The following is a 12,851-nucleotide window of genomic DNA, read 5'->3' as shown; positions in this document are numbered from 1 at the left end:
GCCCGGTGGAGGGTGCGAGTGCCGCCGTGGACGGGCCCCGCTCGGTTCGGCCCCGGCGGCCACTCGACTGACGGCGAGCCTAGCGCTTGAAACTTAAAGGGAGCCTGGGGTCCGGTGCATGTTCCGTGAAGGGATCGGCACGCACACCGGCGCTCACCTCCCCCAGATCCTCCGGTAGGCCTCCCGGTAGCCGGACGGGTCCCAGGTCGTGGCACCCTCACTGTTGCGGGCCGTGGCGATGTGCACCGGGGCCACGTACCCGCTGGCCGGGCGGCCGGAGAAGGCGCGGTTGAACTCGTCGACGATCTGCCAGCCCTGCAGGGACAGCGGTTCGGGCACCGTGGCTGCTTGGTACTGCCGGCTGTTGACGCGCTGGAAGGCGGACGGGTCGCCGTCGCCCGCGCCGATGTTGAAGGGCGGGCCCGAGCCCTTCTCGCCGGCCGCGCGGAAGGCGGGGGCGGCGTCGGCGAAGTACAGGTCGTTGATGGCGACCGAGTGGGTCCAGCGGTCCTGGAAGCGGGACAGCAGCGAGGAGACCTCCCGCGGGGTGCGGCTCGCGGCGTCCGGGATCGGGATGTTCGCCACCGACAGCAGCCGCACGCCCCGGCAGCGCGTCAGCTCCCGCCGGATCAGGTCGGACTTGTTCCTGGCGAACGGGATCGAGGCGTCGGTGATGAGGACGACGCCGGCCCGGCCCCCGGAGTCGGCGATGACCCACTGCGCGCTGATGCGGGCGACGTCCTCGACCCGGGTGGTGACGTTGGTGAAGAGGGCGGGCCGCCGGCTGGGGCCGGGAGAGGCCACCGCGTGCCAGCCGACGAGCGGGATGCGCCGGGCCTGGGCCCGGGCGACCTGCTGCGCCGTCGAGCCGGGGTCGAAGCCGCCGATGACGATGCCCGAGGGCCGCAGGGCCACGGCCTCGCTCATGGCCGCCTGGATGCCGGCCGGGGTGCCGCCGCCGTCGATCACCCGGACGTCCCAGCCGATGACCCGGGCGGCCTGCCGTACGCCGTTCGCGGCGCCCGCGACACCGGGGTTGGTCATGGTCTGGGCGACGTAGACCAGGCTCCTGCCGGGCACCGCCCGGGGGCCGCCGGCCGGTCCGCCCCAGGGGATGTCGGTGCGCTCGGCCCGGGCGACGGCCTCCCGGGCCCGGGCGTGGACGGCGGGGCAGCCGCTCGAACCGGTCGTGGTCTCGTCCGCGCCCTCGGAGGAGCCGCGTTCGCATCCGGTGAGGGCGGCGACCGCCGTCAGCAGGGCGCACGAGGCGAGCCGCGCGGCAGCGAGCGCGCGGGGGGCCTTACGGGTGCGGTGCACGGGAGCTCCTGTCAGGGGATCGAGGAGAACGGTCAGGGCCGCGGCGGGCCGGCTTCCGGGGGCGTGGGCGGAGCGGCGGGGGGACCGGGGGCCGCGGCACCGCCGCGCAGCCGGCGGCGGGCGGCGTATCCGGCGAGGCCCACGGCGAGGAGCAGTGTGCCGCCGTGGAACAGCGGGACCGTCCAGAACTCGGCGCCCAGCTGGGCGATGCCGGTGAGGCCGACGGCGAGGACGGCCACGGCGACGACCGTGCCGGGGGCGTTGGGCCGGCCCGGCTTGATCGCCGTGGAGCCGAGGAGGGCGCCCACGAACGCCGGGAGCAGGTAGTCCAGGCCGACGCTCGGGTTGCCGATCTGCTGCTGCGCCGCGAGCAGCACCCCGGCGAAGCCGACGAGGAGCCCCGAGACGGCGAAGGCGTAGACGGTGTACCTGCGCCTCGGGACACCGAGGAGGTCGGCGGCGCGCGGGTTGGACCCGACGACGTGGAGGTAGCGGCCGAGCGGCAGCCGTTCCAGCAGCACCCAGAGGGCGACGGTGAGGGCGAGCACGTAGAAGGCGGGGACCGGCAGGCCGAGGAACGAGGAGTCGTAGAGGTCGGTGAAGGCCGGCGGCAGGCCCTGGGGGCCCGGCACGATCCGGCCTCCGTCGGTGATCCAGCCGGTCACCGCGTACATCATGCTGCCGGTGCCGAGGGTGGCGATGAAGGAGTCGATCCGTCCGAACTCGACGATCACGCCGTTGAGCACGCCCACGGCCAGTCCCCCGACGATCACGGTGAGGCAGGCGAGCGGCCAGGGCCAGCCGAGGGTGACGACGAGCTGCATCACCATCACGTGGGCGAGGCCGAGTCCGTAGCCGAGGGAGAGGTCGAACGCGCCGGTGACGATGGGCACGGTCGCGGCGAGCGCCAGGACGGCGGGGATGGCCTGGCTGGACAGGATCGCGTCCAGGGTGTCCGGGGTGGGGAAGGTGTCCGGCAGGGCCAGGGAGAAGACCAGGCAGAGCAGGGCGGTGAGGGCGAGCAGACCGTAGGCGCCGACGTGGTGCCCGCCCGGACGGTGCCGGGGCTCGGGTGGCGTCGTCATGCGGGCGCGGCGGTGGACGGGGGCAGGGCCGAGGCCGCCCGGGTGAGTCCGGCGACGGTGAGGTCGGGGCCGCTCAGTTCGGCCGTCACGGTCCCGCGGACGAAGACCAGGACGCGCCGGCACACGCCCGCGACCTCCTCGAAGTCGGTGGACAGCAGCAGGACCGCCAGTCCCGCCTCCAGTGCCTCGGCGAGCAGGCGGTGGATCGTGGCCTTGGCGCCGACGTCCACGCCCGCGGTCGGCTCCTCCAGGATCAGCAGCCGCGGATCCGCCCGCAGCCAGCGGCCGATCACCACCTTCTGCTGGTTTCCGCCGGAGAGGGTCGCCACGGGCGCCTCGGTGTCGCGGGGGTGGACCGAGAACCGGTCCACGAGGGCGGCGGCCCGGGCGCGTTCGGCCCGGGGGCCGATCCAGCGCGGGGCGCGGCCTCCTGCCGCGCGGGGGTTGGCCAGGAGGTTCTCCCGCACGGTCAGCCCGGCGAGGCAGCCCTCCCGCAGCCGGTCGCCCGGGACGAGGCCGACGCCGCGGCGGACCGCCTCCGCGACGTCGCGCGGGCGGTACGGCCGCCCCTGGAGCACGGCCCGTCCTTCCAGCAGGGGGCGGACGCCGGCGAGGGCCCGGCCCAGGTCCGTGTGACCGGCGTCCGAGAGACCGACCAGGCCGAGGGCCTCCCCCGCCGCGAGACTCAGGCCGACCGGGCCCGTCCGCGCGGTCCGGACGCCGTCGAGGGTCAGCACGGGGGGTGCGCCGGGCGGGGGCCCGGCGGGTCGGGGCGCGGCCGGCCGGGCCTCCGCGCCGACGATGTCGCGCACCAGGCGGGCGGGGCTGTGGCCGGTCAGCCGGCCCTGGCTGACGAGGCGGCCGTCGCGCAGGACGGCGTAGGCGTCGGCCACCTCGCACACCTCGTCCAGGCGGTGGCTGACGTAGAGCAGGGCGTGTCCCCGGTCGCGCAGGCCGTGCAGCACCCGGAAGAGCCGGGCGCTGTCCGCGGCCGGCAGGCGGGCGGTGGGCTCGTCGAGGACGATGAGCCGCGCGCGGGCCGCCAGGGCCCGGGCGATCGCGACCAGCGAGCGGTCGGCCGGGGCGAGGTCGCCGGTCCGCGCGTCGGGGTCGAGGTGCCCGGCGACGGTCCCCAGGGCGCCGACGCAGGCCGCTCGGGTGCGCCGCCAGGAGATCAGCCCGGACCGGCGGGCGTAACCCGTGGTCAGGGCGATGTTCTCGGCGACCGTCATCTCGTCCACGAGCCCGAGGTCCTGGTGGATGAAGGACATGCTCCGGGCCGCGGCGTGGCTGCCGAGGGGCTCACCGGCGACGGTGATCCGGCCCGTGTCGGCGTGTTCGACACCGGCGAGGATCTTGATGAGGGTGGTCTTGCCGGCGCCGTTGGGTCCGAGCAGGGCGAGCACGCTGCCCGTGTGGACGTCGAGGTCGACCCCGGCCAGCGCGACGGTCCCGCCGTACCGTTTGCCCAGCCCGCGGATCCGGACCAGGGGCTCCGGGCCGAAGGGCGAGGGCGCCTTCGTCGAAGTGTCGGGAGCGTCGCGCACTCGAACAAATTACAGCATTTGGGGCGATTTTCAGGGGTTCGGGACGCCGACGGGCCGGGCCGCTTCAGGCCGCGTCGAGCCCGCACTCGGCCCAGATGACCTTGCCCTCGGGGAGGTAGCGCGTGCCCCAGGTCTGCGAGAGCTGGGCGACGAGGAACAGCCCGCGTCCGCCCTCGTCGGTACTGGCCGCCCGGCGCAGGTGCGGGGCGGTGTTGCTGGCGTCGGAGACCTCGCAGATCAGGGTGCGTCCGTACAGCAGCCGTACCCGGATCGGCCCGGTGCCGTGCCGCATGGCGTTGGTGATCAGCTCGCTGAGGATCAGCTCGGCGGCGAACGCGGTCTCGTCGAGGCCCCAGTCGGTCAGGCGCCGCAGGGCGGAGGCCCGGACCTCGCCGACGAGCGCCGGGTCGGCGGACAGTTCCCAGGTGGCGATCCGGTCCGGGTCCATCCCGTGGACGCGGGCCACGAGCAGGGCGATGTCGTCGTGCGGATGGGCCGGCGCCACGGTGTCCAGGACCGCCCGGCAGGTGTCCTCGGGGGCGCGGTCCGGGTGGGCCAGCGCCTCGCGCAACCGGTCCAGGACCACGTCGACGTCGCGGTGCCGGTCCTCGATGAGCCCGTCCGTGTACAGCACGAGCTGGCTGCCCTCGGGAAGGCCGATCTCCACCGCGTCGAAGGGCAGGCCGCCGAGGCCGAGCGGGGGCCCGGCGGGCAGGTCGGGGTAGGTCACGGTGCCGTCGGGGCGGACGAGTGCGGGCGGGGGGTGGCCGGCCCGGGCCATCAGACACGTCTGGGCGGCGGGGTCGTACACGGCGTACAGGCAGGTCGCGCCGATCACGCCGGCGCCCTTGCCGTCGGGGTCCTCGCGGTCGAGGCGGCCCACGAGGTTGTCGAGGTGGGTGAGGACCTCGTCCGGCGGGAAGTCGAGCTCGGCGTAGCTGCGGGCGGCGGTGCGCAGCCGGCCCATGGTCGCGGCGGACAGCATGCCGTGGCCGACGACGTCCCCGACGAGGAGCCCGACCCGGGCCCCGGAGAGCGGGATGACGTCGTACCAGTCGCCGCCCACGTCGGACTCGGCGGGCAGGTAGCGGTGGGCGACCTCGACGGTGTCCTGGTCGGGCAGGCCGTGCGGCAGGAGCCTGCGCTGGAGGGCCAGGACCATGGCGCGTTCGTGGGTGTAGCGGCGGGCGTTGTCGATGGACAGGGCGGCGCGGGTGGCGAGTTCCCGGGCGAGCGAGCGGTCGTCGTCCCCGAAGGAGCCCCCGGCGCGGTAGAAGCCGACGATGCCCAGGACGACGCCGCGGGCGAGCAGGGGCACCGCGATGAGGGAGCGGACGTGGGCGAGCAGGCGCGCGGTGTGCTCGGGGTCCTGGGCGAGCCAGCCCGCCGCGGCCTCCAGGTCGGGCTCCAGCACGGCCTCGCCGGTGGCCAGGCAGCGCAGCTGCGGGGCGGTCGGGCCGTAGTCGATGCGCTTGCCGGGCGGGGTGAAGGGCAGTCCCTCCCGGACTCCGTGGACGACCGTGCGACGCAGGTCGGCCAGGGGATCGGCCGACTCCTCGCCGCGCAGGACGGCGTCGGGCAGGTCGATGGTGACGAAGTCGGCCAGCCGGGGCACGGCCGTCTCGGCCAGTTCCTCGGCGGTGCGGCGGACGTCCAGGGTGGTGCCGATGCGGGCGCTGGCCTCGGACAGCAACTCCAGGCGCCGGCGCGCGGCCAGGGCGTACGCGCCGACGTGCGGTTCACCGACCATGAGCAGACCACGGGCCGGGAAGCCGGAGCCGCTCGTGGCAGGTGGGCTGCTGATGGCGGGTGGGCTGCTGATGCCGGCCGTGCCGGTGGTGCCATCCGTGGCGGTGGCGCCATCCGTGGCGGTGGCGCCCCCCATGCCGGAGGCGCCTCCCGCGCCACCCGTGCTGGCCGCGCCACCCGCGCCGGTGGCACCACCCGCGCCCGCCGTGCCTCCCATGCTCGTGGCACCCCCCACACCGGCCGCGCCACCCGTGCCGGTAGCGCCACCCGCGCCCGCCGTGCCTCCCGTGCCGGCGGCGCCTCCCATGCTCGTCGTGGCGACCCCCGCTCCGGTGCTGAGGGATCCGGCGTTGCCCGTCGTGCCGGTGGTGCTGCTGGTGCCCGTCCTGCCGGTGGTGCCAGCCGTGCCGTCCGCCGCTCCCCGGCCCCCGCCCCCGCCGCTCGCCGTCACCCCGGCGGGTCCCGCGGACAGGACGCCCGACGGGGGTGCGAGCGACGTGCGGGCGGACGGCGGGGCGATCATGGCCGAGAGGCGGTCCGGGGGCGTGTCCGTCTGGTGCGTCAGGACGAGGTGCCGCTCCGCCGACAGCCCCGTCAGTACGGCCTCCACGGCGAAGCCCCGCACCCCGGAGGCGCTGGTCATCGGTCGGCTCACGAGCGTCACGCGCCGCCCGCCGGACAGGGGCACCTCCACCGCGGCCCGCTGCGCGCCGGAGATGAGTTCGGCGGCCTTCTCCCGCAGGAGGGCCTGGTCACGAGGGGGCAGGACGTCGGCGAGCGCGTCCAGCGCCAGACCCGCGGGCCCGGCGGCCCCCGCCCCGGCGGCCCGGTACGCGCGCAGCAGGGCCCGTTCGTGCGCGGAGCTCTGCCCGAGCAGTCTGCGTTCGACGACCTCGGCCGCCCGGCGGATGGCGACGCCCAGCCCGGGGCGTTCGAAGCCGCGCGGGTAGCCGAAGCACAGGACGCCCTCGATGCGGCCGCTGAGCGGGTCGCGGACGGGCAGTGCGACGCAGGCGCTCTGCTGGGAGCGCTCGGCGAAGTGCTCGGCACCGTAGACGTGGATGAGCTGCCGCTCCGCCAGGGCCAGACCGATGCCGTTGGTGCCGGCGACCTGCTCGGCGAAGACGAACCCCGGGACGACCTGGATCGGCGGGAGGGTCCGTGCCATCTCCGGGTCCCCGAAGCGCCGCAGCAGGACCGCCCCGTGGGCGTCGGCCACCGAGATGTTGACCTGGCTGCCGGAGAACGCCGCCTGCAGCCGGTCGAGCACCGGCAGGGCCGCGCGGACGATCCGCCCGCCCGGGTCGAAGTCCTCGGTGTAGGGCAGGTCCGCCTGGTCCGGCGACAGGCCCAGCGACCGGCAGCGCTGCCACGAGTTCAGGATGGGCGTCCGGACCCCCGACGCGACCGGCTCGCCCTGCAGGAACCGCTCGCGCAGAAGGGCGGGCCCCGTGCCCTCAGTCGCACGACCCGCCGGCTGGGGTTCCTCGCCGGACCGAACCACGCTCCGCCTCACTCACGCCCGCGCCTGTCCGCCGCTCCGCACAGCACCTTCTCGGACAAGGACATCGCATTGATGAGGATACGGGCATTACGGGCAGGCGTCACGGGTGCGGCGGAGCGGCCCGGGCGCGGGGAGCCCCGGCCGGGCGGGCCGGACGGCCCTCACCCCAAGAAGCTGAGCCGCACCTTGCGGTCCGGGTTGTCCCGGTTGGTGTCGACCAGGCACACCGACTGCCAGGTGCCGAGCTCCAGCCGCCCGCCGAGGACCGGCAGGGTCGCGTGCGGCGGGACGAGGGCCGGCAGGACGTGGTCGCGGCCGTGGCCGGGGCTGCCGTGCCGGTGCTGCCAGCGGTCGTCGGCGGGCAGCAGCGTGTGCAGCGCGGCCAGGAGGTCGTCGTCGCTGCCGGCGCCGGTCTCCAGCACGGCGATGCCGGCCGTCGCGTGCGGGACGAAGACGTTGAGCAGGCCGTCGCGGCCCGCGGCCGCCTCACGCAGGAAGGACTCGCAGTCGCCGGTGATGTCGACGACCCTCTCCGTGGAACCGGTGGTGACGTGCAGAACTCGGGTGGTGAAGGCATCTGACATGCCTCCATCCTGACGCACCCGGCGGGTTCCGCCCGGACCCGCCCGACCGTGTCCCGGGAGCGGAGTCCACTGGACGAGACGCCCGTTGACCGTGCGCATGCCATCTGGCTAGGTTCTGCGGCATGTTGCGTTCAGCCCTGCTCACCACGCGCGGTCACATCGACCTGCTGCGGGTGGCCTCCGCCGCGTGTCGCCGCGGCCGCTGACGCCCTCCTCCCCCTGCGCCTTCCCCTCCCGGCCTTCCTCGCGCCTGCCCGCCGACCGGCACTGACCACGCTGCCGTCGGCGTGAGGCGCGTGCGAGGCGTGCCCGCACCCCGGCCCCCCGCTTCCGTCCCGTGGAGCCCTCATGAGCATCAGCGATGCCCCACCCACCCCTTCAAAACCCGACATGTCGCCCGTAGCGGGTTCCGACCCCGATCTTCAGCCCCTGGTCCCGGCCTCCTCCCGCCGGGCTCGTGTCCCCCGCCGGCTGCGGCGCACCAGCGGTCCGGTCCTGCTGCTGGCGCTCTGGCAACTCCTCAGCAGCACCGGCGTACTGCCCGCCGGCGTCCTCGCCTCGCCGGGCCGGATCGCCCGCGTCGCCGGGGACATGGTGGCCGACGGTTCGCTGCCCGCGGCCATGGGCACCTCGCTGCGCCGGGTCGCCGCCGGGCTGCTGCTCGGCCTCGTCGTCGGTACGGGTCTCGCCCTCCTGTCGGGGCTGTTCCGGATCGGCGAGGACCTGGTGGACGCGCCGGTGCAGATGCTGCGGACCGTGCCGTTCGTGGGTCTCATCCCGCTGTTCATCATCTGGTTCGGCATCGGCGAGGCCCCCAAGGTCGCCATCATCACGCTCGGCGTGACCTTCCCGCTCTACCTCAACGTCTACGCCGGGATCCGGGGCGTGGACGCCCAGTTGATCGAGGCCGGCGAGTCGCTGGGGCTGACGCGCCGGGGACTCGTGCGGCACGTCGTCCTGCCGGGCGCGCTGCCCGGCGCGATGACCGGCCTGCGCTACTCGCTCGGCATCGCCTGGCTCGCGCTGGTCTTCGCCGAGCAGGTCAACGCCGACTCCGGCATCGGGTTCCTCATGGTGCAGGCGCGGGACTTCCTGCGCACCGACGTGATCGTGGTCTGCCTCGTCGTCTACGCCTTCCTCGGTCTGCTCGCCGACTTCATCGTCCGCTCCCTCGAAAGGCTGCTGCTGCAATGGCGACCGACGTTCACCGGCCGGTGACCCCGCAGGCCGTCCACGTCGCGGGGCTCAGCCGCTCCTTCGACGGGCGCGCCGTCATCGACGACCTGCGACTGGACGTCCGGCCGGGCGAGTTCGTGGCCCTGCTCGGCCGCAGCGGCTGCGGCAAGTCGACGCTGCTGCGCATTCTCGCCGGGCTCGACCGTGACATCGAGGGCACCGTGCTGGTGCCGCGCCGCAAGGCCGTCGCCTTCCAGTCGCCGCGGCTGATGCCGTGGAAGAAAGTGTGGCGCAACGTCCTGCTCGGCCTGCCCGGCAGGCCCGAGCGTGCCGTGGCCGAGCGGGCCCTGGAGGAGGTGGGCCTGGGCCACCGCTCGGACGCCTGGCCGAAGACCCTGTCCGGCGGTGAGGCCCAACGCGCGTCCCTCGCGCGGGCGTTGGTGCGCGAGCCCGATCTGCTGCTGCTCGACGAGCCGTTCGGCGCCCTCGACGCGCTCACCCGCGTCAAGGCCCAGCGGCTGGTGGGCGAGTTGTGGCAGCGCCGGGGCTGCGCGGTGCTGCTCGTCACCCATGACGTCGAGGAGGCCGTGCTGCTGGCCGACCGGGTCCTGGTGATGGACGGCGGCGTCATCGCGCACGAGCAGCGCATCGGCCTCGACCGGCCCCGCGACATCACCGACCCGCGGTTCGCCGCGCTGCGCGCCGGCCTCCTGGAACGCCTCGGCGTCGGGGCGACGGCCGCCGACGCCGCCTGAACCACCCCGCGCACGACCCAAGGCCCCCTCTCGTACGCCCCTGCCGTACGACCCACACGAACGGAACCGCCATGCGACGACGTCTCGCTCCCGCCGCCCTGCTCCTCCCCCTGGTCGTGCTGCTCACCGCCTGCGGCGGGAAGTCGGCCGCCGGCACGCCGGACGGCGGCGCCGACGGCCAGGGACCGGTGACGATCAACGTCGGCGATCAGAAGGGCGGCTCGGAGGCCATCCTGCGGGCCGCGGGAGAACTGGAGGGCCTCGGCTACCGGATCAAGTGGTCGACGTTCACCTCCGGCCCGCCCCTGCTGGAGGCCGTCAACGCGGGGGCCGTCGACATCGGCGGCGTGGGCAACACCCCTCCGGTCTTCGCCGCCGGGGCCGGCTCGCGGATCAAGGTGGTGGCGGCCTGGCACGGCACCTCCAAGGGCGACACCATCCTCGTCCCGGAGGACTCCCCCCTGAAGCGGCCCGAGCAGCTCGCGGGCCGCTCGGTCGCCGTCGCGCAGGGCTCCTCCGCGCACTTCCAGCTGGTGGCGTCCCTGAAGAAGGCCGGGCTGAAGCCGAGCGACGTCCGGGTCAAGTACCTCCAGCCGGCCGACGCGCTGGCCGCGTTCACCGCCGGCAAGGTGGACGCGTGGGCGGTCTGGGACCCGTACACCTCGCAGGTCCTCGAGGGCGGGCAGGGCCGGGTGCTGACCGACGGCGACGGGGTGACCAACGGGCACACCTTCCAGGTCGCCGCACGCGCCGCGCTGAGGGACGGGAAGAAGGCGGCCGCCGTCAAGGACTACCTGGAGCGGCTGCGGCGCGCCTACACCTGGGTCCACGACCACGAGGAGGAGTGGGCGAAGGTCTGGGCGAAGGACACCGGGCTGCCCGAGGACGTGGCGCTGGCGGCGGTGAAGCGGACGTACACGACCAGGATCGCGGTGGCGGTCGACGAGCCGCTGATCGCCTCGGAGCAGGAGATCGCCGACACGTTCACGGCGCTGAAGCTCATCCCGCGCAAGGTCGACTTCGCCGCGTTCACCGACACCCGGTTCAACGGCGACCTGCCGCCGTCGACCTCGGCGGCCCGGCCCTCCGAGGCCTCCTAGCGGGAAGATCCACGCCCGTCGCGTGGTTGGTGGAGACGTGAACAGCACACGCGAGGTCGAGGTAGTCGTCACGGGCGCGGGTCAGGCCGGTCTGGCCGGCGCCTATCACCTGCGGCGGTCCGGTTTCGAGCCGGAGCGCGACTTCGTGGTGCTGGACCACTCCCCCGGGCCGGGCGGCGCCTGGCAGTTCCGCTGGCCGTCGCTGACGTACGGCAAGGTGCACGGGATGCACGCGCTGCCGGGCATGGAGCTCACGGGCGCGGACCCGCAGCGGCCGTCGGCCGAGGTGATCAGCGCGTACTTCGACCGGTACGAGCGGGCCTTCGACCTGCGGGTGCGGCGGCCGGTCGACGTCCGGGCGGTACGCGAGGGCACGGGCGGGCGGCTGCTGGTGGAGACCTCGGACGGGACCTGGTCGGCCCGGGCGCTGATCAACGCGACCGGCACCTGGGACCGGCCGTTCTGGCCGCGTTACCCGGGCCAGGAGACCTTCCGCGGCCGGCAGGTGCACACGGCGCAGTATCCCGGGCCGCGGGAGTTCGCCGGGCTGCGGGTCGTCGTCGTGGGCGGTGGCGCCTCGGGCACGCAGCACCTGCTGGAGATCGCGCCGTACGCCGCGGCCACCACGTGGGTGACCCGGCGGCCGCCCGTCTTCCGCGAGGGCCCGTTCGACGAGGACGCGGGCCGGGCGGCCGTCGCGCTCGTCGAGGAGCGGGTGCGGCAGGGGCTGCCGCCCCGCAGCGTGGTCTCCGTCACCGGGCTGCCGCTGAACGACGCGATCCGGCAGGGCATCGAGGACGGGGTGCTGGACCGGCAGCCGATGTTCGACCGGATCACCCCGGAAGGGGTCGAGTGGAGCGACGGCCGGCGCGTCGGCGCCGACGTCATCCTGTGGGCCACCGGCTTCCGCGCCGCCATCGACCACCTCGCCCCGCTGCGGCTGCGCGGCCCCGGTGGCGGCATCCGCATGGAGGGGACGCGCGCGGCGGCCGACCCCCGCGTTCACCTCGTCGGCTACGGCCCCTCGGCCAGCACGATCGGCGCGAACCGCGCGGGCCGGGCGGCGGTGCGTGACATCAGGCGGCTGCTGGAGCGGGAACCGGCCGCGGCGTAGCCGGCTCCGGCGGCGTGCCGTCGCCCGGCCGTTCGCGCGGTTCCCTGTGTCGGTCTCGTCACGGGCGCTCCCCCGCGCTCTTGGCCCGGTGGGCGTTGAACTCCGCGACGTTGCGGGTGTGTTCGCGGTAGTCGGCGGTGAAGCGGGTGTCGCCCGGGCGGACCGTGACGAAGTAGAGCCAGTCGCCCGGGGGCGGGTTCACGGCGGCGCGCACGGCGTCCTCGCCGGGGTTGTCGATGGGGGTCGGCGGCAGGCCCATGCGCTGGTAGGAGTTGTAGGGGCTGTTGATCCGGGTGTCGCTGGCCGTGGTCCGCAGGGTGGAGCGGTTCAGGGCGTAGTTGAGGGTGGAGTCCATCTGCAGCGGCATGCCGCGCTCCAGGCGGTTGAAGATCACCCGGGCGACCTTGCCCATGTCGGTGCGGGTGGCGGCCTCCGCCTGGACGATGCTGGCGATGGTGACGGCCTGGTAGACGTTCATGGCGTTGCGCTGCGCCCCGGCGGCGATGGGTGCGCCGTTGAACTTCTCGTTGGCGGTGTCGACCATGAGCTTCAGCAGCTCCTCCGGCTTCGCCTTCTCCGGGAGCGGGTAGGTCGCCGGGAAGAGGTACCCCTCCGGGTTGCCCTCGGCGTCGTTGGGCAGTTTCAGCATCGCCTTGGCGAGGGACTTCCTCGTGCTGCCGGCGGGCAGGGCGAGGGCCTTGTCGACGGCGGCGTAGACCTGGCTCGCGCGCCAGCCCTCGGGGATGACCAGGGTGGTGGGGCGGCTGTCCTCCTCGGGCGCCAGCGTCAGCAGCGGCACCGCCACGGCGGTACCGACCACGACGGCCCCGGTCACGACGAGGGCGATACGGCCCCGGCGCGTCAGTCGAATCGTGCTCCGTGGCGGAGTGTTCTTCTGCATGCGGGCACGGTAACCCGCA

General features: G+C 74.8%; 11 protein-coding genes. 5 read left to right on the top strand and 6 right to left on the bottom strand.

What is annotated here, in order from left to right; all coding sequences use genetic code 11:
• Positions 1 to 153 precede the first annotated feature (153 nt).
• The 5 genes from AC07DA_RS24030 to AC07DA_RS24010 all read right to left on the bottom strand — a co-directional run bounded on the left by AC07DA_RS24030 (position 154) and on the right by AC07DA_RS24010 (position 7,786).
• Entirely contained in the window at positions 154 to 1,317 is a 1,164-nt protein-coding gene (locus AC07DA_RS24030; RefSeq protein ID WP_479130246.1) for a substrate-binding domain-containing protein, read from the bottom strand.
• A 32-nt stretch (positions 1,318 to 1,349) separates the two neighbouring features.
• Positions 1,350 to 2,402 (bottom strand): ABC transporter permease, encoded by a 1,053-nt coding sequence (locus AC07DA_RS24025; RefSeq protein ID WP_479130245.1) that lies wholly within the window; start codon positions 2,400 to 2,402, stop codon positions 1,350 to 1,352.
• Positions 2,399 to 3,949: a sugar ABC transporter ATP-binding protein gene (locus AC07DA_RS24020; protein WP_479130243.1), complete on the bottom strand. Its 1,551-nt coding sequence runs from the start codon at positions 3,947 to 3,949 to the stop codon at positions 2,399 to 2,401. The genes AC07DA_RS24025 and AC07DA_RS24020 overlap by 4 nt, the downstream gene beginning before the upstream one ends.
• A 64-nt stretch (positions 3,950 to 4,013) precedes the next feature.
• Positions 4,014 to 7,202, bottom strand: a complete 3,189-nt coding sequence (locus AC07DA_RS24015; protein WP_479130242.1) for a SpoIIE family protein phosphatase — start codon at positions 7,200 to 7,202, stop codon at positions 4,014 to 4,016.
• A 161-nt stretch (positions 7,203 to 7,363) separates the two neighbouring features.
• Positions 7,364 to 7,786, bottom strand: coding sequence for a secondary thiamine-phosphate synthase enzyme YjbQ (locus AC07DA_RS24010; RefSeq protein ID WP_479130241.1), 423 nt, complete (start codon positions 7,784 to 7,786; stop codon positions 7,364 to 7,366).
• 122 nt (positions 7,787 to 7,908) lie between these two features.
• On the opposite strand from AC07DA_RS24010, the gene AC07DA_RS24005 reads away from it, so the two are divergent.
• The 5 genes from AC07DA_RS24005 (at position 7,909) to AC07DA_RS23985 (ending at position 11,931) form a co-directional block, all read left to right on the top strand.
• A complete protein-coding gene (locus tag AC07DA_RS24005; RefSeq protein ID WP_313884353.1) occupies positions 7,909 to 7,992 on the top strand; it encodes a putative leader peptide in 84 nt (27 codons plus the stop codon).
• 142 nt (positions 7,993 to 8,134) lie between these two features.
• Positions 8,135 to 9,004 carry an ABC transporter permease gene (locus AC07DA_RS24000; protein ID WP_479130240.1) on the top strand — a complete coding sequence of 290 codons (870 nt, stop codon included), beginning with the start codon at positions 8,135 to 8,137 and terminating at the stop codon, positions 9,002 to 9,004.
• The gene (locus AC07DA_RS23995; protein ID WP_479130239.1) at positions 8,977 to 9,717 is read left to right on the top strand and encodes an ABC transporter ATP-binding protein; all 741 of its coding nucleotides are present in this window, start codon (positions 8,977 to 8,979) and stop codon (positions 9,715 to 9,717) included. The genes AC07DA_RS24000 and AC07DA_RS23995 overlap by 28 nt, the downstream gene beginning before the upstream one ends.
• 71 nt (positions 9,718 to 9,788) lie before the next feature.
• The gene (locus tag AC07DA_RS23990) at positions 9,789 to 10,817 is read left to right on the top strand and encodes an ABC transporter substrate-binding protein (RefSeq protein ID WP_479130238.1); all 1,029 of its coding nucleotides are present in this window, start codon (positions 9,789 to 9,791) and stop codon (positions 10,815 to 10,817) included.
• Between the two features lie 37 nt (positions 10,818 to 10,854).
• On the top strand, positions 10,855 to 11,931 hold the full coding sequence (locus AC07DA_RS23985) for an NAD(P)-binding domain-containing protein (RefSeq protein ID WP_479130236.1): 1,077 nt from the start codon (positions 10,855 to 10,857) through the stop codon (positions 11,929 to 11,931).
• Between the two features lie 58 nt (positions 11,932 to 11,989).
• On the opposite strand, the gene mltG is transcribed toward AC07DA_RS23985, so the two are convergent.
• Positions 11,990 to 12,832 (bottom strand): endolytic transglycosylase MltG, encoded by an 843-nt coding sequence (gene mltG / locus AC07DA_RS23980; protein ID WP_479130235.1) that lies wholly within the window; start codon positions 12,830 to 12,832, stop codon positions 11,990 to 11,992.
• Positions 12,833 to 12,851 lie beyond the last annotated feature (19 nt).

It is taken from the genome of Streptomyces sp. NPDC044921 (assembly GCF_056432865.1).
This window is presented reverse-complemented; position numbering and strand designations above follow the sequence as displayed.